The sequence below is a fragment of the Clostridia bacterium genome, assembly GCA_017438525.1.
Classification (GTDB): domain Bacteria; phylum Bacillota; class Clostridia; order Oscillospirales; family RGIG8002; genus RGIG8002.
This window is the reverse complement of the sequence record JAFRVI010000050.1, coordinates 1-25,894: the sequence shown is the minus strand read 5'-3', so window position 1 is coordinate 25,894 and position 25,894 is coordinate 1. Positions and strand designations below refer to the sequence as shown.

Annotated in this window: 21 protein-coding genes and 3 tRNA genes; 11 read left to right on the top strand and 13 right to left on the bottom strand. The window is 58.4% G+C overall.

Going from position 1 to position 25,894, the window contains the following annotated elements:
- The coding region (locus tag IJL83_04850; GenBank protein MBQ6552923.1) for a hypothetical protein at positions 1-1,345 on the top strand (1,345 nt) is incomplete at its 5' end.
- Between the two features lie 288 nt (positions 1,346-1,633).
- Here the strand turns inward: IJL83_04850 and IJL83_04845 are convergent.
- Positions 1,634-2,251 carry an SGNH/GDSL hydrolase family protein gene (locus IJL83_04845; protein MBQ6552922.1) on the bottom strand — a complete coding sequence of 206 codons (618 nt, stop codon included), beginning with the start codon at positions 2,249-2,251 and terminating at the stop codon, positions 1,634-1,636.
- Positions 2,252-2,402: 151 nt separating this feature from the next.
- On the opposite strand from IJL83_04845, the gene IJL83_04840 reads away from it, so the two are divergent.
- The 8 genes from IJL83_04840 to IJL83_04805 all read left to right on the top strand — a co-directional run bounded on the left by IJL83_04840 (position 2,403) and on the right by IJL83_04805 (position 12,747).
- Positions 2,403-5,471 carry an N-acetylmuramoyl-L-alanine amidase gene (locus tag IJL83_04840; GenBank protein ID MBQ6552921.1) on the top strand — a complete coding sequence of 1,023 codons (3,069 nt, stop codon included), beginning with the start codon at positions 2,403-2,405 and terminating at the stop codon, positions 5,469-5,471.
- 20 nt (positions 5,472-5,491) lie between these two features.
- Positions 5,492-6,298, top strand: coding sequence for a sugar phosphate isomerase/epimerase (locus tag IJL83_04835; protein MBQ6552920.1), 807 nt, complete (start codon positions 5,492-5,494; stop codon positions 6,296-6,298).
- A 129-nt stretch (positions 6,299-6,427) separates the two neighbouring features.
- Positions 6,428-7,246, top strand: coding sequence for a purine-nucleoside phosphorylase (locus IJL83_04830; protein MBQ6552919.1), 819 nt, complete (start codon positions 6,428-6,430; stop codon positions 7,244-7,246).
- A gap of 18 nt (positions 7,247-7,264) precedes the next feature.
- A complete protein-coding gene (locus tag IJL83_04825; GenBank protein ID MBQ6552918.1) occupies positions 7,265-8,509 on the top strand; it encodes an adenosylhomocysteinase in 1,245 nt (414 codons plus the stop codon).
- A gap of 55 nt (positions 8,510-8,564) precedes the next feature.
- Positions 8,565-10,811, top strand: a complete 2,247-nt coding sequence (locus IJL83_04820) for a hypothetical protein (protein ID MBQ6552917.1) — start codon at positions 8,565-8,567, stop codon at positions 10,809-10,811.
- 1 nt (position 10,812) lies between these two features.
- A complete protein-coding gene (locus IJL83_04815) occupies positions 10,813-11,739 on the top strand; it encodes an ROK family protein (protein ID MBQ6552916.1) in 927 nt (308 codons plus the stop codon).
- A complete protein-coding gene (locus tag IJL83_04810; protein MBQ6552915.1) occupies positions 11,736-12,365 on the top strand; it encodes an SIS domain-containing protein in 630 nt (209 codons plus the stop codon). Before IJL83_04815 ends, IJL83_04810 begins: the two co-directional genes overlap by 4 nt.
- A gap of 58 nt (positions 12,366-12,423) precedes the next feature.
- Entirely contained in the window at positions 12,424-12,747 is a 324-nt protein-coding gene (locus tag IJL83_04805; GenBank protein ID MBQ6552914.1) for a hypothetical protein, read from the top strand.
- 379 nt (positions 12,748-13,126) lie between these two features.
- Here IJL83_04805 and IJL83_04800 read toward each other — a convergent pair whose 3' ends face one another.
- From IJL83_04800 to IJL83_04790, 3 genes are all read right to left on the bottom strand, one after another.
- Positions 13,127-13,927: a glycyl-radical enzyme activating protein gene (locus IJL83_04800; protein ID MBQ6552913.1), complete on the bottom strand. Its 801-nt coding sequence runs from the start codon at positions 13,925-13,927 to the stop codon at positions 13,127-13,129.
- Entirely contained in the window at positions 13,911-16,070 is a 2,160-nt protein-coding gene (locus IJL83_04795) for a pyruvate formate-lyase (protein MBQ6552912.1), read from the bottom strand. Before IJL83_04795 ends, IJL83_04800 begins: the two co-directional genes overlap by 17 nt.
- A 119-nt stretch (positions 16,071-16,189) precedes the next feature.
- Positions 16,190-17,833 carry an AMP-binding protein gene (locus IJL83_04790; GenBank protein ID MBQ6552911.1) on the bottom strand — a complete coding sequence of 548 codons (1,644 nt, stop codon included), beginning with the start codon at positions 17,831-17,833 and terminating at the stop codon, positions 16,190-16,192.
- A 393-nt stretch (positions 17,834-18,226) separates the two neighbouring features.
- On the opposite strand from IJL83_04790, the gene IJL83_04785 reads away from it, so the two are divergent.
- Positions 18,227-18,712, top strand: coding sequence for a LemA family protein (locus IJL83_04785; GenBank protein MBQ6552910.1), 486 nt, complete (start codon positions 18,227-18,229; stop codon positions 18,710-18,712).
- 82 nt (positions 18,713-18,794) lie between these two features.
- A complete protein-coding gene (acpP, locus tag IJL83_04780) occupies positions 18,795-19,022 on the top strand; it encodes an acyl carrier protein (GenBank protein MBQ6552909.1) in 228 nt (75 codons plus the stop codon).
- A gap of 108 nt (positions 19,023-19,130) precedes the next feature.
- On the opposite strand, the gene IJL83_04775 is transcribed toward acpP, so the two are convergent.
- From IJL83_04775 to IJL83_04735, 9 genes are all read right to left on the bottom strand, one after another.
- Positions 19,131-19,322, bottom strand: a complete 192-nt coding sequence (locus IJL83_04775; protein MBQ6552908.1) for an alpha/beta-type small acid-soluble spore protein — start codon at positions 19,320-19,322, stop codon at positions 19,131-19,133.
- Between the two features lie 89 nt (positions 19,323-19,411).
- A complete protein-coding gene (locus tag IJL83_04770; protein ID MBQ6552907.1) occupies positions 19,412-20,527 on the bottom strand; it encodes a hypothetical protein in 1,116 nt (371 codons plus the stop codon).
- The gene (locus IJL83_04765) at positions 20,509-21,624 is read right to left on the bottom strand and encodes a GerAB/ArcD/ProY family transporter (GenBank protein ID MBQ6552906.1); all 1,116 of its coding nucleotides are present in this window, start codon (positions 21,622-21,624) and stop codon (positions 20,509-20,511) included. The genes IJL83_04770 and IJL83_04765 overlap by 19 nt, the downstream gene beginning before the upstream one ends.
- Positions 21,621-23,036 (bottom strand): spore germination protein, encoded by a 1,416-nt coding sequence (locus IJL83_04760; protein ID MBQ6552905.1) that lies wholly within the window; start codon positions 23,034-23,036, stop codon positions 21,621-21,623. The genes IJL83_04765 and IJL83_04760 overlap by 4 nt, the downstream gene beginning before the upstream one ends.
- Positions 23,037-23,139: 103 nt before the next feature.
- A complete protein-coding gene (locus IJL83_04755; GenBank protein ID MBQ6552904.1) occupies positions 23,140-24,321 on the bottom strand; it encodes a hypothetical protein in 1,182 nt (393 codons plus the stop codon).
- A gap of 160 nt (positions 24,322-24,481) precedes the next feature.
- Positions 24,482-24,555, bottom strand: a tRNA-Gln gene (locus tag IJL83_04750).
- 56 nt (positions 24,556-24,611) lie between these two features.
- Positions 24,612-24,688, bottom strand: a tRNA-His gene (locus IJL83_04745).
- Positions 24,689-24,747: 59 nt separating this feature from the next.
- Positions 24,748-24,824 (bottom strand) — tRNA-Arg (locus IJL83_04740).
- A 187-nt stretch (positions 24,825-25,011) separates the two neighbouring features.
- Positions 25,012-25,638 carry a C40 family peptidase gene (locus tag IJL83_04735; GenBank protein MBQ6552903.1) on the bottom strand — a complete coding sequence of 209 codons (627 nt, stop codon included), beginning with the start codon at positions 25,636-25,638 and terminating at the stop codon, positions 25,012-25,014.
- Between the last annotated feature and the right edge of the window lie 256 nt (positions 25,639-25,894).

Sequence of the window (25,894 nt, the reverse complement as noted above, 5' to 3'; positions counted from 1 at the left end):
GGGGCACGAGCCTCACTGGAGCGCGGTCGGATACACCTTCAAGTTCGACGCAAGCAAGCTCACTTATAAGCTCTGGAGTTGGAGCCCCGCTCTCGTCAGCCAGCTGCTTGCCGGTAAGGGCTTTACTTCTGTAATCAATGATGAGCATGTCGCCGAAGGCGAACTCATCGTTACCTTCCTGACGACGACCAGTCTCGGCGGATACGAGGGATATTATCCCTACGCGATGGATAACACCTACAGTGACTATATCGGAACCATAACGTTCGACGTTGCTGAAGGCGCTGAAGACGGTCTCTATGAGATCGCCGTCACGGTCGACAAGCTCTCCACTCCTACCGAGGGCAATGTTATGGTCGACGTTCCTTCCAAGGGAACCAACGGCGGCATCAAGCTCGGCGCTGATGAGTGCGAGCACGACTGGGTCGAGACCGACAGAGTCGCCGCTACCTGCACCGAGCCCGGTAAGATAACCTACACCTGCTCCAAGTGCGGCGAGACCAAGGATGAGCCCATCGACATCGATCCCGACGCTCACGACTGGGTCGAGATCGGCAGAACCAAAGCGACCTGCGCGGCTGAGGGCGTCATCAATTACGCCTGCTCCCACAACCCCGATCACACCAAGGATGAGCCTATCGCCATCGATCCCGACGCTCACGATTGGGGCGATTGGACTGACTCTCCCGATAAGGAAGGTTGGGAGCAGAGAGTCTGCAAGAACGATCCTACTCACATCGAAGAGAGAGAGAAGACCGTCGAGCCCACCGCTCCTGTTGTTTCCGGCATCACCGACGGTCAGGAATTCGACCTCAACAAGGGCGAGAAGCCCGCTCCGACTTGGGAGCCCGCTGACGCTACCGCGACCCTGAACGGCGAGCCCTACACCGCCGGCACCGAGATCGGCGAGACCGGTGATTACACGCTGGTCGTCACTAACGGAGACAAGACCACCACGGTCAACTTCAAGGTCACCGATAGCTCCACCACTCCCGAAGAGCCCACCGCTCCTGCGGTCACCGGCATCACCGACGGTCAGGAATTTGACCTCGGCAAGGGCGAGAAGCCCGCTCCGACTTGGGAGCCCGCTGACGCTACCGCGACTCTGAACGGCAAGCCCTACACCGCCGGCACCGAGATCACCGAAGCCGGAGACTATGAACTGGTCGTCACCGACGCTGCCGGTAACGCTACCACCATCAAGTTCAAGGTCACCGATAGCTCCGCTACCAATCCTGATCAGCCCAACACCTCCGATCTGCCCGTCGCCGGCATCGCGATCGTTTCCCTGATTGCTGCCGCCGCCGTCGTGGTCATCGCCCGCAAAAAGAGATTTGCGAGATAATCGGAACTTGAGCGATTAATGATTGATTAGCACAATGGTGTTAATACAGCCCCCGCTGCTTCTGCAGCGGGGGCTGTTTTTTGTTTACTTGTTTGTTTCTTATAGTGTGACCGTTTGTCATCCTGAGCGAGCGCGTAAGCGCGAGTCGAAGGAGCTCACGCTTCCTTCCGTCATCCTGAGCGCAGCGAAGGATCTCGCATCTGCTTCGCATCGTGTGAAATGCGCGACAACAAAAGAAGACAGCCGCGTATGCGGCTGTCTTCGATTATAAAAGATCTGCTTTTTATTCTATTCGGTTACTGCGTTTATCCAGCATTTAGCTATCAGCTTATGGCCCGTTTCGTTCGGATGCACGCCGTCGGGCGATAGGTGGTATATATCCTCGTTCTTGTCAAACTCCGCCTTGAATATCTCATCGAGCGGGATATAGATGTCGGCGAATTCATTCGCAAGGCGGCGTACGGCTTCCTGCTTGGGGATAAGGTCTTCCTTGAGCCAATGGATTTTATCCGGCACCTCCAGCACGAACGGCGCCATCATAACTATCGGAACGCCGGGCAGCCGCTCTTTGATCTCGCTGAGCAGACCGCGGTAGATCCTCTCGAACTCCTCCGCGCTGCGCGGGTTGTTCTCGTCATAGCGCCTCCATGTATCGTTCACGCCGATAAGAATGCTGAAAAGGTCGGGCTTGACCTCGAAAATATCCTTTTCTCTGCGGTTATAGACGTCGCTGACGCGCTCGCCGCTGACCGCGCGGTTTATTAAAGTCATACCTCTGTCTTTCAGCTTTTCCGCGATAAACGAGGGATAACCGTAGCCGAGATAGGAATCGTCCTCGCGGCTTCTGTCGCAATCCGTGACGCTGTCGCCCTGGAACAGCACTTTCATATTCTCTTTCAGCAGCATGTTATCAATCCTTTCTGTTTCTCCGCATATTATAACACTATATCCTGATATTGTAAACACCGGGAGCAAAAAAAGTCCTTGCTTAATACCGAACATATGGTATAATTATATTCAGAGATATTATACAGGGATATTATGAACGGAGTTACTGATGGAAGAAAAGGTCAAAAAGAAAAAACACGGCCTTATAGCGTTTATAGTCGTTATAGCAGTAGTCGCGGCCGCATCCGCATCGATCTTTTTCAGCAGTTATGTGCGCGGTCTCGTTACGTCCGTCTATAATAAGCTTATGACCGTCGTCAACTACGACGATTTCATCAAACGCGCCGAGGACGATGACGCTTTCATTGCGGACTACTCCGCTCAGCCGCGCGAGGTAAGCGGCGTGCGCGCCATACGCATCACCGTTCCGGAGCGCGACGAACGCGAATCGAAGCAGGGCGCGTACGAGGACTATGCCCTGCCGTTGCTGAACGTGCAGCTCGACTACGCCGTGAACAGCGGATTCACTCACGTTATATATAAAACCTCGTTTTACGGCGATAAGGATTTTGACGTCGCGGGTTTCCTTCGCGAACAGGTGAAGGGCTTGGGGCTGAAGTTCATACTCGAAACCGATGCCCTTCTGCTTAATAAGGCGAACGATGAAGCCGCCTTTGCCGCTGTGCGCTTCGCGCCGGAGTACAAGACCGTTCGCGGCGGTTTCCTGAAGCGTCTGCTCTACCCGTCGAATTCGTCGCGGCAGGTCGTGACGTACGGCATAGACCCCGAGTGGATATACGTTGCGGATGACGGCGCAAGGCGTCTCAACCCGTCTTACGACGGCGCGAGGGACTTCGTCGTCGGTGAGGTTAAGCGCGCGATAGAGAAATACGCGCCGGATATGTTCCTTCTTGATGCGCCTATATACAACGTCCGCAATCTTTCCGAGGCGAGTGCCTTCACGCGCTTCCCGGGCATGACGGGCGAGCAGCTTCACCGCCGCTGCACGTGTCTGCTGACCGCTTCCGTCTCGCGCCTGATCAACGAGGAATACCCCGATATGAAGTTCGGCATCCGCGCGGATCGCGTCTGGCAGACGCTTTCCGCGGATGAACGCGGCGTCGATATCAAGTCGTTCTATTCCGACCTCGGCGTCGGGTGCGCGGATACGCTCGGCTGGTGCGAAAAGGGCTATATGGACTTCGTCGTCGTCGATAACCGCGCCTCGATGGCGGAGAACAACGAGTTTATGATAGCGCTCGACTGGTGGAAAAACGTCGAGCGTCAGACCGGTGTGAAGCTCGTCTGCGGCTACGACGCGAATATGATAAACACCTCTCCCGAGTGGAGCGGATACTACGAGCTCGCGAATCAGTACGATTACGCTGTCGGTATGGAATCCGCAGACGGCGTTTTTGATGATTACGACGCTTTTGTCAAGCACTCCGAAGAGACCGAGCTGCTCTTTATGGTATTCAATAACACGATAGACTTCGGGATCGCGGACGAGGAGCTGAAACTGACCTCGCCCGCGGACGGCGTTACCGTGGACATCCCGACCGTCGCCGTAAGCGGCAGCTGCGACAATAACTTCGATATTATAGTAAACGGTCAAAAAGTAGAGCCGACCGAGCGCGGTTTCTTTGCGACGGACGTCAAGCTTTCCGCCGGAAAGAACACGATAACCGTTGAGCACAAGGGCAAGACGGTCATCCGCACGGTGAATTACAACGTAGTAATAATCAAGGACGTTTCGCCGACCGGACAGATCACCGTTACCGGCGGCAGCAAGGTCGAATACACCGTTACAGCGCGCAAGGGCGCGAAGGTCACCGGCAGTCTGAACGGAAAGACCGTCAGCTTTACCGAGCAGCAGCTCGGATACGAATCGACCTCTTCGAGCGCTGTGTTTGCAAGCTTTGTCGGCGAGTTCACGGTTCCGGAGTCGCAAGAGGAGGCGTATTCCATCGGAGCGGTGAGGGTGACCGCGTCTTACGGAGATTTCGTAAAGAGCCTGACCGGCGCGAGCGTGGTCGTTCAGCCGCTGCCGTCCACCGTCGGAAATATCGCCGTCGTTAAGGTCGATAAGGCGGAGAGCTTCCGCGCCGAGCCCGCGAACAGCGACACGAGTCTGCCGCAGTTTTTCTGGCTGCCGAAGGGTACGCGCGACTACATAACCGGCGAATCGGAGTATAACGGAGACGGCGTTAAAAAGAAGTACTATACCCTCCGCTGCGGCCTGCGCGTCTATCAGAACGACGTCGAGGTCGAGGAGGGCGAGATACCGGTCAACAATACCTCGTCCGTCACGCTGACCGATTCGGGCAGATACACGTATCTGACGTTCGCGAATTCGCAAAAGGTGCCGTATAAGCTCGTTATGCGCGGGCTTTACGAGTCGGGCGACGACGGCGCGACGAACGCGTCTTCCGGCAGCTTCAGCCGCCTCGATTTCGTCATCTGCGGCACCGGAAACAAGGCGTCGGTCAGCGGTTCGTCGCCGCTGATGACCTTCACGTCCGCGAAGGCCGACGAGGAGGCGCAGACGGTCACGTATTCCTTCACGCTGAGCAAAAACGGCGGGTTCTACGGTTTCAGGAGCTATTATGACGATAACGGGAAGCTGGTCATCCGCCTGCGCAACCCGATACGTGCAAGCGGCGGTAAGCTCGACGGCGTGCGAATCTGCCTCGATCCCGGTCACGGCGGCTCCGACCCCGGCGCGAAGGGACTCGACAAGAGCATCTACGAGGCGAACGAAAACCTCAAGGTCGCGCTCGCGCTGCGTACCGAGCTCGAATCGCTCGGCGCGACGGTCTATATGACGCGCACGAACAACCAGAGTTATATTGACGGAACGGCGATAACTTCCTCGACTCTGCGGACGAAACGTCTGGAGCTCATCGAGTCCTTCGGCGTGGATATCCTCATCAGCGTGCATCACAACTACAGTCCCGCCAGCTCCGGCAACGGCACGGAGGCGCTGTATTTCTACGGCTTCAACCAGAAGCTCGCGCAGACGCTTTCCGACAGCATGGCGGAGGTGAGCGGAATGAAGAACCGCGGCGGCAAATACCAGAACGTCTTCGTCTACCGCAACCACGACTTTATGTCCGTCCTGCTCGAATGCGGATTCCTTTCCAACCCCTCCGACTCGCAATGGCTCACTACCGAGGGCAATACCGTAAAACTCGCCGGTGCCATAGCCGCAGGCGTTGTTGAATACTTCTCCAAATAAAAAGAAAAGAGGCAACACTTATGAACGAAACCTTCAAGATAGGATGCCTTGCGGACGGCTTCCGCACCGACGTGCGCACCGCGCTGAAAAAGGCCGCCGCGCTCGGCCTTCAGGGCGTGCAGATCTACGGAACGGGCGGCGAAGTCTCGCCCGATATGACGGCCGCGCAGCGCCGCGAGCTCGTAGATATCATCAAGTCAAACGGCTTGACGCTTTCCGCGGTCTGCGGCGAGATAGGCAGCTTTGCCGAGCCGGAGTTCCGCGCGCAGAGGATCGAGCTTTCACGCCGCGTCCTCGAGCTCGCCGTCGATCTCGGCACTAACATCGTCACCACTCACGTCGGCACCATCCCGGAGGATAAGAACGACGAGAACTACAAGATGATTCAGGACGCCTGCTACGAGCTCGCGCAGTACGCCGACACGATGGACGCGCACTTCGCGTTGGAAACCGGCAAGGAGACCTGCGTCGTGCTCAAGGATTTCCTCGACGGGCTCGGTTCCACCGGCGTCGCCGTCAACTTCGATCCGGCGAACCTCTGGATGTGCATACAGGACGACCCCGTGGCGGGCGTTTATACCGTGAAGGACTACATCGTCCACACTCACGCCAAGGACGGAGTTCCGGATCCCGCGGCGATGTGGGGCTGGCGCGAGCTTCCGCTCGGCGAGGGCGGTGTCGACTTCCCGAACTACCTCAAAGCGCTGAAGGATATCGGCTACCGCGGCTTCCTGACCATCGAGCGCGAAGTCGGGGAGAGGCCGGAGGAGGATATCGCGCACGCCGCGAACTTCCTGCGCCGCACTATTTCCGAAAACGCGCTGTAAAACCTGTTGCATATTGGAGTTATTTGTGTTATAATCGACACGTGATAGCATCGGATGTTATCGCGTGTCGGTTTTCTTTTTCCGGCACCGAAAAGAGAAGGATACGGGGGTAAAAAAATGAAGGAAAAAATGAGACAGCACGTTTTCGGCTTCAATCTCGCCGCGGAGTTTCTCCGCAAAAAGCTCGGCTGCGTGCCGGACTGCGCCGTAGTGCTCGGTTCCGGGCTCGCGCCGCTCGCAGAGGGAGAAGCCATACAGGTGATAGATTACGCGGAAATACCCGCTTTCAAGCAGTCGACCGCGCCCGGTCACAGCGGCAAGCTCGTGCTCAAAGAGATCGGCGGCAGGAAAGTGCTGCTGATGAAGGGCCGTCTGCACTGCTACGAGGGCTACGACGTGCTTGACACCGTGCTTCCGGTCAGAGCGTTCGCGAAGCTCGGCATAAAGAAGCTCATTCTCACTAACGCCGCCGGAGGCATAAATCTCGACTTCTCCGAAGGCGCGCTTATGATGATAACCGACCACCTCGGATTCAACGCTCCTCCCGTGCTTTGGGGCGCGAACGTCGAGGAGCTCGGTCCGCGCTTCCCCGATATGACCTTCGCCTACTCGCGCGAAATGATGGAAAAGGCGCGCGAGGCCGCCGGGGAGCAGGGCGTGAAGCTCTGCGAAGGCGTCTACGCCTATACCAAGGGCGCGCAGTACGAAACCCCCGCCGAAATACGCATGTATAAGCTGCTCGGCGCCGACGCCGTCGGAATGTCCACCGTTCCCGAAGTCATCGCCGCGCGCCACGCCGGCATGGAGACGCTTGCGATCTCCTGCATAACCAACATGGCCGCCGGCATCACCGGCAAAGAGCTCACTCATCAGGAGGTGCTCGATACCGCGAACCGCGTGATGGGCGATTTCATCAAGCTCGTCACCGCCGTTATCGCGAAACTTTGATAAGCGAGGAATAACACTATGTCGATTATCAGAAACATTGACCTGAAAGACAGCGGACTTCGCAAGATCGACTGGGTGCGCAGCAATATGCCGCTGCTCCGTTCCATCGAGGAACGCTTCGTGAAAGAACGCCCCTTCGCCGGAACGAAGGTCACGCTTTCCGTCCACCTCGAGGCGAAGACCGCATACCTCGTGACCGTCCTCGCCGCCGGCGGAGCCGACATCCGCGCGACCGGCAGCAACCCGCTTTCCACGCAGGACGACGTCGCCGCCGCGCTCGTGTCGAAGGGAATAGAGACCTTCGCGTTCTATAACGCGACCGCCGAGGAATACGCCACCCATATCGAAGCCGCACTCGACCACGGCCCGAACATAATCATAGACGACGGCGGGGACCTCGTGAATATGGTCCACACCAAGCGCACCGACCTGCTTCCGAACGTTTACGGCGGCTGTGAAGAGACCACCACCGGCATCGTTCGCCTCAAGGCGATGGCGAAGGCGGGGGAGCTTAAATTCCCGATGATCGCCGTCAACAACGCGAACTGCAAATACCTTTTCGACAACCGCTACGGCACCGGCCAGTCCGTCTGGGACGGCATAAACCGCACGACCAACCTCATCGTCGCGGGCAAGACCGTCGTCGTCGCCGGCTACGGCTGGTGCGGCAAGGGCGTCGCGATGCGCGCCAAGGGCTTCGGCGCGAAGGTCGTCGTCACCGAGGTCGATCCGATAAAGGCGATCGAGGCGTACATGGACGGCTTCGAGGTCATGCCGATGGCGAAGGCCGCCGAGATCGGCGACTTCTTCATCACCGTAACCGGCTGCCGCGACGTAATCACCCCCGAGCATTTCAACGTTATGAAGGACGGCGCGATCATGTGCAACGCCGGCCACTTCGACGTTGAAGTCGCCGTCGCGGAGCTCGAAAAGATCGCGGTCAGGAAGGAACTGCGCCGCAACAACATCATGGGCTACACGCTGAAAAACGGCAGAACGCTGAACGTCATCGCCGAGGGCCGGCTCGTCAACCTCGCCGCCGGCGACGGACACCCCGCCGAGATAATGGATATGAGCTTCGCGCTCCAGGCGCTCTCCGCCGAATACGTGCTCAAGCACCGCGGCGAACTGAAGCCCGGCGTCATCAGCGTCCCGACCGAGATCGACGTCGCCGTCGCGAACGCGAAACTGAAGGCGCTCGGTATCGAGTACGACCGCCTTTCCGACGCGCAGAAGGCGTACCTCGACAGCTGGGGAGAATAATATGAAAAGGCGGTCGTCAGACCGCCTTTTTCGGAATACTCAGGAGATTTTGACAATGCGTAAGACAGATCTTAACGGCGAATGGCGCCTGTATATAAGCGACGGGCCGCGCGAGGCGCGCAGGGAAGCGGAGCTTGCGGATATTACTCCGCTGACCGCGCTTATACCCGAAACCCTCGAAGCGACGCTGGAACGTCTGGGAATACTCCCCGGGCTTTTCGTCGGCGATAACGTGCTGAAGGCGCAGGAGTACGAAACGAAGCACCTCTGGTATGTGAAAAACTTTGACTGCGTCCCCGCGGACGGCGTTCCGACGCTCCGATTCGACGGAGTCGACACCGTCGCGGAAATCTTCCTCAACGGAGTCAAGCTCGGCGGAACGGATAACACCTTCATCCCGCACGAATTTGCCGCCGAAGGAATACGCGAGGGCGAAAACGAACTGCTCGTGCATATACTGCCTTCCGCCGTTCTTGAGGCGGAAGCGCCGTCGTGCTGGAAATACGGTCTGCCGAACTACCGCGACGGAGCGGTGACGCTGCGCAAGCCGCCGTTCACACACGGCTGGGACATATTCCCGCGCCTTATGTGCGGCGCGCTCTTCAAGGGCGTTTCGCTCGTTAATAAAACGCCCGAACTGATAAAGAGCGTCTACTTTTTCACCAAAGAAGTCGTCTGGCGCAAAGCGGTCGTACGCGTCGAATACGAAACGGAAGAGGGCGGCGAGGTCGTCGTCTCCGGCGTATGCGGCAGAAGCGCGTTCCGCGCGTCCGCGCCGGCGGGAATCGGCGGGATCGATATCGACGTTCCCGATCCGATGCTCTGGGCGCCGAAGGGTATGGGCAAGCCCAACCTTTACAAAGTCAGAATCGAGCTCATCCGCGGCGGCGAAGCCGTCGAAACGCGCGAGCTTTCGGCCGGCATCCGCGTCGCGGAGCTTGAACGCACCTCCGTCGTCGACGAAAGCGGAAACGGCGAGTTCTGCGTTTATATCAACGGCAACCGTATGTTCTGCCTCGGCACGAATCACGTTCCCGTCGACGCGGTGCTTTCGAGGCAGAAGGAGCGTCTGCCGAAGGTGCTGGAGCTGCTTGACGACCTCAACTGCAACACCGTCCGCGTCTGGGGCGGCGGCGTTTACGAGGAGGATGAGTTCTACGATTACTGCGACGCCCACGGCATCGCCGTGTGGCAGGATTTCATGATGGCGTGCGCCGTCTATCCCGAAACGGAGGAGTTCAAGGCGAACCTGCGCCGCGAAGCGGAATACCAGGTGCGCCGCCTTCGCAACCATCCCTGCTTGATCATCTGGGCGGGCGACAACGAGGGCGACGCGATACGCCGCGAGTGGTACGACGAACAGCTCGACCCCGAGGATAACGTCCTGACACGCAAGTTGCTTCCGGACGTCATCGAACGCCTCGACCGTTCCCGCGTCTATATCCCGTCGTCGCCGTATTTCGACCGCGAATGCGTCGAAAAAGGCACGAAGTACTGCCCGGAGAATCACCTCTGGGGCCCGCGCGACTATTACCGGTCCGAGTTCTATCACGGCGCGCTTGCGAAGTTCGTCAGCGAAGCGGGCTATTACGGAAGCCCCTCCGCGGATTATATCCGCGAGTTCATCACGCCTGACGCGCTCGGCGACCGTTACGGCAGTCAGTGGGTGATCCATTCGACGGATACACGGAAAACGCCCGATCCGACCTCCAATATCAAGATGAACGAGCAGGCGGACCGCATTTTCGGCAGGCGGCCGGAGACGCTCGAACAGTTCGCCTTTGCGAGTCAGGTCTCGCAGGCGGAGGCGATAAAGCACTTTATAGAGCGCTTTCTGGCGCAGAAGTGGCGCCGGACGGGGTTCCTCTGGTGGAATCTTTACGACGGATGGCCGCAGTTCGATAACGCCGCGGTCGACTACAACTTCGATAAGCGGCTCGTCTATCACTTCATAAAGCGCCTGCAGCAGCCGCTGTGCCTGCTTATAGACGACGAGATGACGCTGCGCGTGATAAACAACACCGAGAACGAATCATACGCCGAATACCGCGTCAGCGACGTCGGCAGCGGCAGAACGCTGACCGAAGGCAGGATCGCCGTCGCGTACAACTCGAGCATCCCCGTTTGCAAACTGCCCGCAGCGGAAAAGGGCGAGGTCTATCTGCTCGAATGGGACTACCGTTCGAGCGGTCTTACGGCCGAAAGGCACGGGATCAATCACTACCTCCACGGCGATCCGCCGTTCGATCCCGAAAAATACGCCTTGCTGATGCGCAATGCGGGTTTGATACCGGAGAAATGATATGAGATACGCCGGAATTGATATAGGCGGCACGAAGTGCGCCGTCACGCTCGGGGAAGCGAACGCGGAAGGCGTTGAAATCCTCAAAAAAGAGCGTTTTCTCACAGACGTAACGCAAGCTCCGGAAAGCGTTATCGAACGCTTCTGCGCGATTTTGGACACTCTGGGGCGCATTGACGGAATAGGCGTGTCCTGCGGAGGCCCTCTTTCGTCAAAAACAGGGCGGATAATGGCTCCGCCGAACCTGCCGCTGTGGGTGGACGTGCCTGTCGTCGATATACTGCAAAAGCGTTACGGCGTGCCCGTCCGCCTGCAGAACGACGCGAACGCCTGCGCGCTCGCCGAATGGCGCTACGGAGCGGGCAGGGGCTGCGAGAATATGATATTCCTGACCTGCGGCACCGGCTTCGGCGCGGGGCTGATACTCGACGGGCGGCTCTATTCCGGCTCGCACGATATGGCGGGGGAGATAGGGCACGTCCGGCTCGAGAAGGACGGCCCCGTCGGCTACGGCAAGGCGGGCTCCTGCGAGGGCTTCTGCAGCGGAGGCGGCATAAAGCGGCTCGCCGCGTCGATCGCGGAGAGCGCCGCCGTCAAGCCGGAATGGTACCCCGACCGCTGCGACGCGAAAAGCGTCGCGGAGGCGGCGAAGGCGGGCGACGAAACGGCGCTCGAGGTCTGGCGCGTCAGCGGCGAAAAACTCGGCGCGGCGCTCGCGATCCTCGTCGACCTGTTCGATCCGCAGCGTATCGTCATCGGCTCGATCTTCGCGCGGAGCGGAGAGCTTCTTATTCCGCATATGGAGCGCGTGCTGCGCCGCGAGGCGCTCAGCCATTCGCTCGAGGGTCTGGGAATACTGCCTGCCGCGCTGGGCGAACAGCTCGGCGACTACGCCGCGATATGCGTTGCAATGGGTGATGAAAAATGAAGTATATCTCTGAACTGATAACAAGATACCCCGCCCTCGCCGGAATCGAGGGCACGCTCAATGCCGCAGCCGAAGCGCTCATCGGCGTGTTTGAACACGGCGGAAAGCTGCTTTTATGCGGCAACGGCGGCAGCGCCGCCGACTGCGATCATATCGCGGGCGAGCTATGCAAGGGCTTCCTTTCCCGCCGTCCGCTCGCCGCGGAGGAGCGCGAGATAATGAAGCGCGGCTGTCCGGATATTCCGGAAGAGCTGCTCGATTCGCTCCAGCAGGGGCTTCCGGCGGTATCGCTTCCGGCCGCCGCGCCGCTTATGACCGCCGTCGCCAACGACTGCGCCGCGGATAACGTCTTCGCGCAGCAGGTGATGGCGCTCGGCAATATCGGGGATATGCTGATGTGCATTTCCACGAGCGGCAACGCCGCGAACGTCTGCGCCGCCGCGCAGGTCGCGCGCGCCCGCGGACTTTTCGTCCTCGCGCTGACCGGCGGCGACGGAGGAAAGCTCGCGAAGCTCGCGGATATCGCCGTTATCGCGCCGGAAAAGGAAACCTACAAGGTGCAGGAACTCCACCTGCCAGTCTACCACGCGCTCTGCGCGGAGGCCGAGGCGCGCTTCTTCGCGTAACCGAACACAAAAGCTCATTTACAACAATAATATGGAGACTCAAAAAGGAGGGAGAGTTATGAAAAAAGCAAAGCGGATATCATTTTGTTGCGTCTTAGCGGTATTGCCTTTATTGCTGACCGCTTGTGAGGCGCATATCGGAAATCACAGTTTTGAAGTTCCGTGGTATTTCATTGCGATCCCGGTAGCCCTTTTCACGGTACTCGTGTTTGTCATAGCAGGTATAGCTATTTCAAAAAACACTTACGTCTGTACGGAGTGTAGTCACAGATTTCATCCGAAGTGGTGGAAAGCGGCGGTCTCTCTTCATATGAACAGCAGTCGCCTTTTCAAGTGTCCGAATTGCGGGCATAAGGGTTTTTTCAGAAAAGAGTCAAATTGATTGCGGTTTTTTCGAGCGGGACACATAACGCGAGGCGTTGCATATAATGGACCGAGGATAAAACCTCAATACCAACGAAGGTGATTTGTGTGTGCAACTTGACGCCGTGTAATTTCGTCAGATGCCTGCGGCGCGGAGCGTGCAATCTCCGCAGAACTTTCTGCTGCGGATGCCGCCGCTGTCAGCAGACTCCGATACAGCCCCGCGGCTTCTGCCGCTGAATAAAACAGAACGCGTACTGCTGTGCAGTACGCGTTCTGTTTTATCTGCGCCGAAGGCGCAATATCACTGTTTTTCTGAGAAAACAATACCACTTGCCGCAGGCAAATACCACTGCGAAGCAATATCACTATCCGCACAGGCGCGAGTCGGGAGCCGTTCAAAACGTCGGATACTCAACGCCGATGCGCTTCGCCTTCGTCCTGCCGAGGTCGTGGTAGGGTAGATATTCGACCGCGAGCAGTTTCGGGAAGCGTGCGGCGAACGCTTCGCGCTCCTCGTCCGTGCCGTTGACGCCGGGAACGACGGGGCAGCGCAGTATTACCTTCGCGCCGCTGTCGAGCAGAAAACCGAGGTTTTTGACGATGAGGCCGTCCGGCGCGCCGGTGAGCTTTTCGTGCAGCTCCGTCGGCGCTTTGTGGTCGTAAAGGAAGAGATCGCAAAGCGGAAGCAGCTCCGCGAAGCGCTCCGTCGGCGCGAAGCCGCAGGTCTCGACCGCCGTGTGAACGCCCTCGCGCTTCGCGAGCGTCAGCAGCTCCTTCAGAAACGCGAACTGAAACGTCGGCTCGCCGCCGGAAACGGTCAGTCCGCCGCCGGAGGTCTCGTAATACGCTTTATCGCGCAGAACGACGCGCATTATCTCCTCCGCGGACGCTTCGTATCCGTATATCTTCAGCGCCTTCGCGGGACAGACGGATACGCACTTTCCGCATCCGGCGCAGTCGGAGAAATCGACCGCGTGCCCGTCCGCGAAGGAGTGGACGCCGCGCGGACAGGCATCCGCGCACCTGCCGCAGCCGACGCAGGCGCCGGCGTTATAGGAGAGCTGCGGGCGCGGGCTCTTCGATTCGGGGTTGTGGCACCAGATACAGTTCAGCGGGCAGCCCTTGAAAAAGACCGTAGTGCGTATGCCGGGGCCGTCGTTGAGCGAGAAACGCTCGATATCAATTATCGTTCCCATAAAGCGTCCTCGAAACTATCTCGCGCTGAACGTCTGGGTCGAGCTCTACGAACCGCGCCGCGAAGCCGCCGACGCGGACTATCAGATCGGGGTATTTTTCCGGATGCACGAGCGCGTCTTCAAGGTCGCCCTTGTTGAGCACGTTCAGCATCGCCTGCTGTCCTCTGCGGAAGTATGCGGCGAGCAGCGCCTTCGTCTTTTCGCGGTACTTGTTGAACATCTCGGTGGTGAACTTCATATTCTGCACCGCGCCGGCGTGGATCGACGGGTCGAGCTTCACGAGGGAGTTCAGCATCGCGGTGACGCCGCTTACGTCGCGGCCGCCCGTCGGGTTGTTGCCGTTCGCCATCGGCTCGCAGGCGCCGCGTCCGTCCGCGGATGCGCCGGTGAGCACGCCCATGGTCGTGTTCATGGAGTTGTTAATGAGAACGACCTTGTAGGTATGGAGTCCGACCTTCCCGGTCTGCGCGTTCGCGCTTGCGCATACCTGCTCGTGAACGCGGACCGCCATCGCGTCCGCCTCATCGTCGTCGTTGCCGTACTTCGGGCAGTCGAGCAGCGCGCGGCGCAGGTCTTCGTATCCCTCGAAATTCGCGGCGAGCGCCGCTTTCAGCTCGTCGAGCGTGGCGAGCTTGCGGTCGTAGACAACGGACTTTATCGCCGTCAAGCTGTCGGCGGTATTGATATTGCCGTATGACTCGATCGTGCCGCCGAGCCAGCGGACGCCGCCGGAAAGCAGCGGCTTCCCGCGCTCGACGCAGTCGTCGTAAAGCATGGAGAGATAGAGCAAGCTCGCTTCCTCGCCCGTGACGTCGTATTCGATCTTTTCCTGGAGCGCGAGCGCTTCCATCAGCACGTCAACATTCGCGGAATAGGCGGCGAAAAGCGTTTCGAAATCGCTGAATTCGCGTTTCGGGAGTATCTGCTTGCCGCGCCTGATATCGCGCCCGCCGAAGAGCGTCGCTTCAAGTACCTTCAGCAGGTTTATCGTGCCGCTGGGGGTGCCGAGCGAGCAGTGCTCGAGCACGTATTCGCCGCAGCCGAACGGCATGTAACGCTCGGCTGTCTCGCGGCCGACGCCGAAGGACTTTTCGACGGCGGGGATGTTGACGTCGTCGGAATAGAGCATGGGGTAGATGTAGCCGTCCGCGAAGTTGTCGAACGCCTTTTCCATAAGCGCGGGGTCCTGCCTGTCGTAGAAGCGGAGCGTCAGCTGCGGCAGCACCTCGCGGTAACGGCGGCTCGCCTCGATCGCGAGCAGCGCGACGCGGTCGGCGGTCTTTTCGCGCTTGCGCGCGCGTCCGCCTACGATGACGCGGCCGTCCCATATCCAGCCGCGGAAAACCACGAGCTTGTAGAAACCGATGAGCAGGCGGATTATCTCCTCGTCGTCGAGCCCGTCGGCGAAGGGGGCGAGGATATCGTCCAGCCGTCCGTAGTCAAGGTTGCCGGAAATATGTGCGAAAAGCGTGATGAGCTGCAGCGCCTCGTGCATATTCTCGGGCGCGTGCGCTGCGATGCCTTCGCACGAAGCCGCTATCTCCGCTTTGCCCGCCTTGCGCGCGGCTTCGGCGCAGCTTAAGGCGATTTCTGCGAGCAGGTCGAGCGCGCCGAGCATGGAGCCGAAGAAGTCGGCGTCGCCGCCCTTCGCGGCGCGGGCGGAGATCTCCGCCTTCAGCCCGGGAATGCCGAGCGTGACGAGTTTTTCGTAGTCGGGAAACGTGCCGCCGATGCGGTAGAGCAGGGAAGCGGCGTCCTCGTAGTCCGCCGTCGGAGGCAGCAGCGAGGTTATCTTTTCCGGATAGGCGGCTATCGTTTTCGCGGTCGTGGTCCTGCCGCGGAAGCGGTCGGCGGCTTCGCGGAGGCGCTTCGCGGTCGCTTCGTCGACCTCGGCGGCGACGGCCTCGACCTTTTCGGGGTACATATAATAGCCCTGATACTCGTGCTCCTGCGGCGTGAAGCCGACGGCGAGCTCGCGGTATCTTCCGGCGAAAATATCCTCGTCGTCAAACGGCAGGAAAAACGCTTTCGCGAAAACGCGCAGGCAGGCGAGCTCGCGCGCGCCCTTCGGGCCGTTCTCATGCTCGAGAAACGTATTAATAAACGAGATTATATACTCGGCGTGGTCTTTTGGAGTAAACATATAATACACCTCCGTCCACCTCGAATTATATCGGTTATTTCACATTTGTCAATGCGTTTTTGAGAAATATCGAAAAAGAAAAACGCCCGGGAGACGGGCGTTTTTCATATTGCGGAGTTTTATTCGTTTCTGATCGCCTTGCGGTTTATTTTGCCGGTGACGGTTTTCGGGAGCGCGTCCATATAGCAGACGATGCGCGGATACTTATACGGCGCGGTCATCTTCTTGACGTAGGTCTGAAGCTCCTTCGTCAGCTCGTCAGTGCCTTCGTATCCCTTGTGGAGCACGATTGACGCCTTGACGACCTGCCCGCGCAGCGGGTCGGGAGCGCCGGTGATGGCGCATTCCTTGACTGCGGGGTGCGAAAGCAGAACGCTCTCGATCTCGAAGGGGCCTATGCGGTAGCCGGAGCACTTGATCATATCGTCGTTGCGCCCGACGAACCAGATATGGCCGTCCTCGTCCTTCCACGCGAGGTCGCCGGTGTGGTAGCGGCCGTTTTCGTCGCAGTGGTCGATTATCTTTTCGCCGTCGTAGTAGCCGCAGAGCAGGCCGAAGGGGCTGTCCTTCTTCGCGTTGCGTACGACGAGCTCGCCGACGTCGCCGACGCCGCATTCAGAGCCGTCCTCGGCGCAGATGGCGAGATCGTAGACGGGGGAGGGCTTGCCGGTCGAGCCGTATTTCGGCTTGAACCATTGGAAATTCGCGATCAGCACGCTGCTTTCGGACTGGCCGAAGCCCTCGTGTATTTCGAGCCCTGTCTCTTCCTTGAATTCGGTGATTATCTCCGGCGCGAGCGGTTCGCCCGCGGTGCAGCAATGCACGACGGAGGCGAAGTCTTCTTTTTTCAGGCCTTCGACTATGAGGAAGCGGTATATCGTGCCGGGCACGCATACGGTGGTCGGCTTGAAGGTGCGGATGACGTCGAGGAACTTCGCGGCGGAGAACTTGTTGCCCTGATCGTAGCCGAGCAGCGCGGTGCCGGAGATCCACTGGCCGTAGATCAGACCCCACGCGAACTTTGCCCAGCCGGAGTCGGCGTTCGTCAGGTGCAGACCGCCGTCGACGACCTGCTGCCAGTACTTCGCGGTCACGATGTGCCCGAGAGGGTAGCGGTAGTTGTGCACGACCATCTTCGGCATTCCGGAGGTGCCGCTCGTGAAGTAGAGAAGCATCGGGTCGGTCAGCTTAATGTCGGGGTTGACGGTATAGTCGGGCTTCGCGTTCGCGATGCCTTCGCGGTAGTCGATCCAGCCCTCGCGTTTGTTTCCGACGAGGAGCAGATTCTCGACGGAGGGACACTGCGGCGCGGAGGCCTCGACTTGCTGTATTACCCAGTCGTCATCGGCGGCGATGACCATTTTCGCGTGCGCGGAGTTGAAACGGTAGACGAGGTCCTTCGCGGCGAGCTGGTAGTTCGCGGGAATCAGCACGGCTCCGATGCGGTGGAGCGCGACGGCGGTGATCCACATCTCCGGTCTGCGCCGAAGGATCGTGACGACCATATCACCCTTGCGAATACCGAGTGAAACGAGGTAGGAGGCGGCCTTTTTAGAAAGCTCCGAGATCTCGCCGAAGGTGAATTCGCGGCTTTCGCCATCGTCGTTGCACCAGACGAGCGCGCGCCTGTCCGGCTCCGTGCGCGCCCATTCGTCGATGACGTGGGTCGCGAAATTGAAGTCCGGAGGGCAGTTCACGGCGTAGTTCGCCTTGAAATCCTCGTAGGAGTCGTATTCGATTCTGTTGATGAATTTTTCCAGCATAGCGATGCCTCCGAAAAGCAATAAAAAAATCCCGGCTGTAACAGCCGGGACGCGTCAGCGCGGTACCACCCGAATTCGTGCCGAAGCACGCACTCATCCGGAGCGAAAACTCCGTGCCCTTTGGTAATGCGGCGGCGGTCCGCAGCGGAGACTAATGAGCGCGATGCGCCGTTCGATCCGCGGCTCCGAGGCTACTTCACCCGCTTCCGAACGCGGCGCTTCCACCGTCCGCCGCTCTCTATGCTCCGAAGGTGCGGGGTACTACTCCTCTTCGTTGCCTTTGAATATGTGTGGATTTTAGCACATTAAAGAGCCATTGTCAATAGTTTTTTTTAAATTATCTTCCGTTTTTCGCTGACGTATGGTATAATAACGGCGAAAGGCGGGAATAATATGGTAGCGGGAATAATAATCATTTGCGTAGTCGCGTTGCTTTTCATCGCGGCGTTCGCGACGATACGTATGTTCAACAAGCTTACGATAAAGAAAATAGTGTCGGAGGGCAAGTACGTCGACCTCGACGAAGCGTTCATCAGGCGCTACGAAGCGCTGCCCGAGCTGCTTGAACTGACCGGCGGGGGCGAAGCCGTCGCCGCCGAACGCGAAGCGGCGATAAGCTCGACCACCGCGGAGGAGCGCGTGGAGCACGACAAGCTCATGGCCGCCGCGCTTTCGGAGCTGCTGGCGGAGAAGGCGGACGCGCTTTCTTCCGGCAGGGGAGCCGAGCTGCGCGAAACGCTTTCCGTGCTGGAAAGCGAGATCGCGGATAAGTACGCGAAGTACAACGAGGCGACGGAGGATTACGAAAACCTGCGCAAAAAGCCGATAATGAAGCCGGTCGTCAGGTTCTTCTCCTTCGAGGAGAAGCCGCTCTTTTAATCTTCAAAAATGTATTGACAAATCGCAATCGAGGCGGTATCATTTAATCAAGATAACCGATAATCGAAACGGAGGTAACAACGTGGTATTCGAAAAACTCAGAGACATCATTTGCGACCAGCTCGATCTGGGCCCCGAAAACGTGACCGAGGATTCCCTCATCATTGAGGATCTCGGAGCCGACTCCCTCGACATTGTCGACATAGTAATGACGATCGAGGAAGAGTTCAACGTCGAAGTGCCGGACGAAGTCATCGAACAGATCAGGACCGTCGGCGACGTGGTCAAACACATCGAAGCGAAGCAGTAATATAAAAACACGGCGAAAGGGAGCCCGCGAGAGCGGACTCCCTTTCTTTTTTCAGGCATCGCCGCCGGAGGAATAGGGCGGCGTAACGTCACTCTTCGAGGACGTCGGTTATTTCATACCGTTTTCGTAGGCCTGGATCATCTTCTTGACCATCTGGCCGCCGACGCTGCCCGCCTGGCGGGAGGTCAGGTCGCCGTTATAGCCCTGCTTGAGATTGACGCCAACTTCGTTCGCGGCTTCCATCTTGAAGCGGTTAAGAGCGTCCTTGGCCTGGGGAACCAGCGTTCCGTTTCTGCTCACAAATACCTCTCCTTTTTCGTCAGATTAGCGTTTGCAAGTTTATTATTCTCCGATTTGCGCGCGATATCAGCGGAATAATCTGTAAAAAACTATTTTGAGTCGCCGCCGGTTATGACGGAGCAGGTAATATCGTAATCTATACGGGATGAGGCGAAGACATCGTCCCATTTTTCACAATTCCGCTCCCACCAGTCAGGAAAGGAATTTTCGACCGCCCTTCCGAAACCGAGGAAGTCCGCGCGCAGTTCGTTTTGCGCCGCGCCCGCGAGCGCTCGGCATCGGCGCAGCACTTCCGCGCGGAGCGCTTCTTTCGCGGCGTCGTAGAAGGCGAGCTCCAGCGCGGTCGTCGTACTGTCATACCGGCTTTCGCTCAACGTGAAGCGCGCTTCGATATCGGCGCGCAGCGCGAATCCGTCCGCCGTCTGTTCCGCTTTGAGCCGGCATTCGCTTGAAATGCAGCGGAAGCCGAGATTGTCTCCGTAACCTTCAACTCCGCATCTGACGTTGAACTCTTCCTCTTTTTTCTCAAAAAAGCGGTAGCTTTCCCATTCGTCCGCGGATATCCCGCCGCGCATAATGCCGTTTGAGAAGATGAGAACTCCGTCGGGGAAGACCGCTTCCGCCTCCGCGTCATAACGAAGCTTGTTGATAAAAAACGCATGTCCGTCGCGCTGCAGACGGCATATCGAGAGCAGGGAAGAACCGGGGATCAGATCCGACTCCGACGGTAAATCGGACGAAAGCAGTCCTGCCGTGTACTCGTAAAAAGGTTCTCCGCCCGGTTTTATCGCTAACATATCCGCGGGGCTGTCTTCAGCCGCGACTACGTTGGCGGTTTTCTGCACGTCGGCGGAGCGGAGAAAAAAGTTCATGCACTCGACCGCGTATTCGCCGCAGAGCGAACGGTCGATAATTATCAACTGCAGGTGTTCGTAGGTTATCGTCTTGCCGGAATTCCGCGTCGCCTGCGCGAGCGCTTCGGAAATATTCGCGCCGATTCCCGGCACGTCGATGACGTTTGCCGTGCCGTCGCCGTTTTCGGAGGCGACGGGGTCGCAGCATTGCACAAGGCATTTAACTCCGCCGTCGGCGCCGCCGAGCCAGACCGCCATCGCGTAGTTCTGGCGGCTTATATCGACGTTGTCCCAGCAGCCGCCCAACAGTAAAAGCGAGGTGAGCGCCGCGATCAGCCCGTGTATGCGCATAATCCGGTCCTCCTTCTGCGGAAAGCGTTGATTATCAGAAGCAGCAGTATTACGGGCAGAAACCCGACCTGCACCAGCTCGCAAAAATGCCCCGCGGCGATCATTTCGGCGTTGTTGAGCGGCACGAGCAGCAGGCCGTAAGCGCATAGCGAAACGATAACTCCCGTTGCCGACGGTTTCAGCCGAGGGAAGAAGCCGACGAGCCCGAGCGCCGCGATATAAAGCGCCGCGACGCAGCTGAAGAAGCGCGGCAGCAGCCGGTAGAGCACCATAAAGATAATATTCGAGCGCTCGGGCATAAGCCCGGAATCAGTGCCGATAAGCTTTGACAGCTCCAGCAACGGCGAAAACATCTCCGTCGGAAGCGTTCCGCCGAAAACGGATGTCACAACCGCCGCCATCAGAAGAAACACCGCACCCGTCGCCGCGACCGTGACCGTGAGTGGAGCAAACAGCCGCCCGCGCCGCGCGAAAGGCGCGAAAAACAGCAGCATCCAGGTCGGAAAAAAGCCGGAGAAAACGGAGAACGCCGCTTCCGCGGCTCGCCCGACTCCCGCAAACCGCAGGTGCCGCGAGAAATAGGTGAAATCGAGATACGGCACTGCCATAGCGATAACTACCGCGAGGCAGAACGCCGCCGTTACGAAGAAGAACTCGCCGCATCGAGCTACGGAGCTGACTCCGCCGCGCAGCGCGTAGCAGGCGGCGGCGATCATCAGCGCCGTCGTCACCGCAACCGGCGTGTGCGGCAGCAGGTACGAGCGCAGGACGTTCATCGTCGGGCGTATCTCACCCGCCGCAGTCCACACCGCGAGGAGCACTACCGCGCCGTTCAGCGCCGCACCGCCGTATTTTCCGAGCAGCTCGGGCGAGTACTCATACAGCGTCCGTCCGGGGAAGGCGCGAATGAGCAGCAGCACGGGGATAAGCGCGATAAGCGTCAGCGCGACTGCGAAGGCGCAGTTCGTTATGAATCCCTGTCGATACGGAGACATAAACGTAACGTTGAGATTTGGTATGCCCATTCCCATGCCCATCGCGGTCAGCGCGCAGAGCTGGAAGACGGACAGCCCGTCGTTCTTCGTCAAGCTCCTCATCTGCCGTCACCCCGTACCCACCGCAGCGGAAAGCGCACAAGATCGCGTTTCCAGCGCTTCAGCCGCATCGGCGCGACGGGGAAGAGATAATCCCGACCCATGCTTTTCAGTGACGCCATGTGTATCGCCATGAAGACAAGCGACATTACCAACCCGTAGAATCCGAATATGCTCGCGAGCAGCAGCGAGAAGAAACGCACTGTCCGCAGTGAGATGACCATAGAGTAAACGGGTATCGTGAACGAAGTCACCGCCGATATAGCGATTATCACGACGAGCAGGGGGCTTGCGAGCCCCGCGGAAATCGCGGCTTCGCCGATGACTATGCCGCCGACGATGCTTATCGTAGAGCCGACGTTGGATGGCATCGAGGTCGATGCTTCGCGGAGCAGCTCGATGAATATCTCCATTATCACTACCTCCGCTATCGCGGGCAGCGGCACCGCCGCGCGTCCGCTCGCGGCCGAAAGCATCAGCTTGACCGGCAGCATGCGCGGGTGAAATGACATCACCGCGACGTAGAGCGCGGGAGTGATTATCGTAATCGCGACGCTGACGAGCCGAAGCAGGCGTATCAAGCTCGTGTATATCCACGGCGAGTGGCTGTCTTCAGGACTTTTCAGGAACTCGGTGAAGCTGACCGGCGCGAGTATCGCCCACGGCGAACCGTCGGGGATGACCGCGACGCAGCCGCGCAGCAGCGCCTCGGTCACGCGATCGGGGCGCTCGGACGTGACGTACTGCGGGAAGGGGCTGAGGCGGTCTTCCTTAAAAAGCTCTATGAATTCGCTGACGCTTTTGACGTCCGCGGCGGAGCAGGAGAAGACGCGCTTCTTGACCGCCTCGACAACGCGTTCATCCGCCGTGCCGGAAAGGTAACAGACCGCGACCTTTGTCAGCGTGCCGGATTTCAGCTCGAATTCCGCGAACGCGAGGTCGGGCGTGCGGATGCAATCGCGCAGAAGCGCGATATTGCTTTTGCAGGAGTTTTGAAACCGCGCGTGAGGGCCGAGTACTATGTTCTCCGGCGACGATTCCTTGCCGGTGTCCGGAGCGGGCTTGCGAAGCTCCAGCGCCTGCGCTCTGCCGCCGGGGAAAATCAACAGCGCGCAGCCGGCGCAGAGCGCCTCCGCCGCCTCCCGCGGAGTAGTGGGCAGCTTCACAGCCGCGGCGGCGTGCCGCGACTCCGGTGCCTCGTCCGCCGTTGACGCGGAAAGCGGCAGTATGACGAAGCGCTGCAGCGCCTCCTTGTCGACCGCGCCGTCGAGAAACAGCAGCAGGTATTCCGCGCCGTCCGAGCCGAAAACGCGGCGTTCGGTCAGATCGGTGTTTTCGGCAAAAAGCGCCTTTACCGCGTCGGCGTTGGCGCGCGCGTTGCCCGTGAAACGCGCCGCCGTGTTCAGCTCCGCCATTTTCTCACCTCCGATACGGTATATTTTGCCCTCGGGACAGGAAAATAAACGCAAAAAAAGAAAGCCGAAGCGATCGCTTCGGCTTTCGCGACTCTTTATTCGGTTACGGCAGGGTGATTATCAGCGCTCTCGACTCAGACACGGTGTTGATCATAAACACCACTGAGTTTCCGCTCAAAACGTCCGCGCTGCTGTACTCCGCTTCTTTGTGTTCGCAGATTTTTTCAAACGTCTGCATATCGTACGCGGCGAAGACAAGCCCGTGCTGCACGCTTTCCGCGGCGATGCAGAGATATCTGCCGCCGGCGCCGCTGAACGCGTGGAAATAGTCGGAGCCTTCGAGCGTATCGCGGAACTGCGCTTCGTACTCGCTGACGGAGCTCTTTTCGCGGTTGTAAAGCGGCACTCTGACGCCGGGATTCGAGAGATCGATATAGCCGAACTCGGTACGGTCGACGATATAGGGAACGCGCTCAGTCAGGTGGTTTTCGCAGGGGAAAACACCTACGTCGATGAGATTATCGAAAAGCTGCGTTTCGCCGGTGGAGATATCATAAACGCCGTATCCGTTCATCCATTCGTAGCCGGATACGTTGAAGATGAACTTGTCGCCCGCGAAGCCGAGCGGCATGGAAGCGGTCGTATCCTCGAAGTTGCCGTTGTTGACGCCGACGTAGGGAACGATTTCTTCGCCGGTTTCAACGTTGACGAGCATCGCGTCGCCCCGCTTGTCGGGCTCGCCCGCGGCGCGGGTCGCGTACCACTTGCCGTCGGGGGAGAGGAACCGCTCGTCGTCATGCTCGTAGCTGCGGTCTGAGTCGAGCTTTTCGACCTTTACGTTCGCGCGCGGATCTCCGCTGACTTCGACCGTCATATTATCACAGCAGACGTAATGCGAATCGCCGCGGTCGACTATGATGCAGTGATCCCACGCGCCGAGCTCGTATTCGCCGTCGGCGAGCCAGCCGTAATTCGTGTCTATGAAGCGCAGGAACATCTTTCTCTCGCTGTCGACGGTTTTAACGATCACAACGCCGACGAAGCCGTCTCCGTAGTCGAACATATCGTATACACTCTCGGCGCCGGCCTTCTCGCGCAAATCTATCGAGGTGATTTTAGGCGCGTCGGTTTCGGTCTGCTGCCCGCCGGACTGTTCCGAAGACTGTCCTGAGGACGACGAATCCGGCTCCGTTCCGCTGTTCGCGGGAGCGGGCGTGTTCTTGCCGCACGCGGCGAAGGTGAAGCACAGGCAGAGCAGAAGTATGAACGAAATCAGTTTTTTCATAGCGATTCCTCCTTTTTGCTTTACGATTGTATTATAGCATATAAAACGGAAAAAATCGGTTACAAAATAGTTACAGTTTTGTAACTATTTTGTAACTTTTTCGGCGCGTTTTTTGCCGCGAACGCGGGAAAAAGCGTCTCCGAATCGGAGACGCTTCAGCTGGTTGGAGTGGCAGGAATTGAACCTGCATCAACGGAGTCAAAGTCCGTTGCCTTACCATTAGGCCACACCCCAGTATTCACGACCGATAGAAAAAAGACACCCGCTTTCCGCGAATGTCTTTTTTCGTTTGGGGTGGATGATCGGATTCGAACCGACGACCCCCAGGGCCACAACCTGGTACTCTAACCAACTGAGCTACATCCACCATATCCTTACGAATTCTGACTGTCTCGCAAAGCTGTGTGACCTTGATTATCAGTCCGATGGCACGCCTGGAGGGACTCGAACCCCCGACCCACTGCTTAGAAGGCAGTTGCTCTATCCACCTGAGCTACAGACGCGTATTCTCCCGCGTTTCCGCAGGCAAATTGTATTTTAGCACTATTTCGCCCCCGTGTCAAGAAAAATCGGCGCCATTCGGCGATTTTTTTCGCCGGTGAAAAAAGCCCTGCGCGCGCAGGGCTTTTCTTCGCAGCATTGACTGTTGGCGGAGAATATGAAAGCATTGAATCGGAAGCGATAAGCCGATCAGCCGATCCTTCTGCCGCAGATGAATCTCTGCTCGTAATAGTTGCTGAACTTCTGCAGCGCGGTCGGGCGGTCGGATCTGTTGCAGGAGATGAATTGGTCGTTTCCGGCGCAGATTGCCACGAAAGCGGCGTCGCCGTCGATCTCATTTGAGAAGATGAGCACGTCGCCCGGCTGAAGGTCGTCGCGGCCGACCTCTTTGCCTTCCTTAGCCATATCGGGGATACGGCGGGGCATCTTGTAGCCGCTCTGATTGAAGATGTAATAGACGAAACCGGAGTTGTCGAAGGTGTCGGGGCCGACGCCGCCGGACTTATACTCCGTGCCGATCAGCTCGTTGGCAAGCTTGAGCGCCGCAGCCGCAACGCCGGAAGCGTTGCCGGAGCCGCCGGAGTCCTTGTCCTCTTCGGAACCGTTATCCTCCGAACCGGCGTCTTCGGAACCGTTGTCTTCCGAGCCGTTATCGGGTTCGGAGCCGTTGTTCTCGGAGCCGTTCTGCGAGCCGGAGTCGACGGAATATTCGGGAGTGTTGCCGTTCGGGGTTTCTTTCTCGCCGCCGCACGCCGTGAGCGCCGCGACCGCTACGAATAATGCAAGGATGAGCGCAATGATATTTATCTTTTTCATTTCTTTCACCTCCGCTTTAATTATAATCGAAAACGCGAATTATGTCAATGATTATACAAACTGTATACTGACCTTTTTGCAAACGGGCGTAATAGTCCGAAAAAAGCAACCGCCCAAAGGGCGCGCAAATTAGGGATAAGTCGGGTTTTGAACGGCTGTTTCCCGCCCATGCTTCACAAAAAACAGCGGCCATACATCAAGTATGACCGCTGTTTTGTTGTTTTGCCTGAACGATAAACATCTCGTTCAAAACTGC

Coding starts and splice junctions, on each gene's coding strand:
- IJL83_04845 (MBQ6552922.1), bottom strand. CDS start 2,251: ATGCTGCTGAAAGAGAATATGAAAGTGCTGTTCCAGGGCGACAGCGTC.
- IJL83_04840 (MBQ6552921.1), top strand. CDS start 2,403: ATGGAAGAAAAGGTCAAAAAGAAAAAACACGGCCTTATAGCGTTTATA.
- IJL83_04835 (MBQ6552920.1), top strand. CDS start 5,492: ATGAACGAAACCTTCAAGATAGGATGCCTTGCGGACGGCTTCCGCACC.
- IJL83_04830 (MBQ6552919.1), top strand. CDS start 6,428: ATGAGACAGCACGTTTTCGGCTTCAATCTCGCCGCGGAGTTTCTCCGC.
- IJL83_04825 (MBQ6552918.1), top strand. CDS start 7,265: ATGTCGATTATCAGAAACATTGACCTGAAAGACAGCGGACTTCGCAAG.
- IJL83_04820 (MBQ6552917.1), top strand. CDS start 8,565: ATGCGTAAGACAGATCTTAACGGCGAATGGCGCCTGTATATAAGCGAC.
- IJL83_04815 (MBQ6552916.1), top strand. CDS start 10,813: ATGAGATACGCCGGAATTGATATAGGCGGCACGAAGTGCGCCGTCACG.
- IJL83_04810 (MBQ6552915.1), top strand. CDS start 11,736: ATGAAGTATATCTCTGAACTGATAACAAGATACCCCGCCCTCGCCGGA.
- IJL83_04805 (MBQ6552914.1), top strand. CDS start 12,424: ATGAAAAAAGCAAAGCGGATATCATTTTGTTGCGTCTTAGCGGTATTG.
- IJL83_04800 (MBQ6552913.1), bottom strand. CDS start 13,927: ATGGGAACGATAATTGATATCGAGCGTTTCTCGCTCAACGACGGCCCC.
- IJL83_04795 (MBQ6552912.1), bottom strand. CDS start 16,070: ATGTTTACTCCAAAAGACCACGCCGAGTATATAATCTCGTTTATTAAT.
- IJL83_04790 (MBQ6552911.1), bottom strand. CDS start 17,833: ATGCTGGAAAAATTCATCAACAGAATCGAATACGACTCCTACGAGGAT.
- IJL83_04785 (MBQ6552910.1), top strand. CDS start 18,227: ATGGTAGCGGGAATAATAATCATTTGCGTAGTCGCGTTGCTTTTCATC.
- IJL83_04770 (MBQ6552907.1), bottom strand. CDS start 20,527: ATGCGCATACACGGGCTGATCGCGGCGCTCACCTCGCTTTTACTGTTG.
- IJL83_04765 (MBQ6552906.1), bottom strand. CDS start 21,624: ATGAGGAGCTTGACGAAGAACGACGGGCTGTCCGTCTTCCAGCTCTGC.
- IJL83_04760 (MBQ6552905.1), bottom strand. CDS start 23,036: ATGGCGGAGCTGAACACGGCGGCGCGTTTCACGGGCAACGCGCGCGCC.
- IJL83_04755 (MBQ6552904.1), bottom strand. CDS start 24,321: ATGAAAAAACTGATTTCGTTCATACTTCTGCTCTGCCTGTGCTTCACC.
- IJL83_04735 (MBQ6552903.1), bottom strand. CDS start 25,638: ATGAAAAAGATAAATATCATTGCGCTCATCCTTGCATTATTCGTAGCG.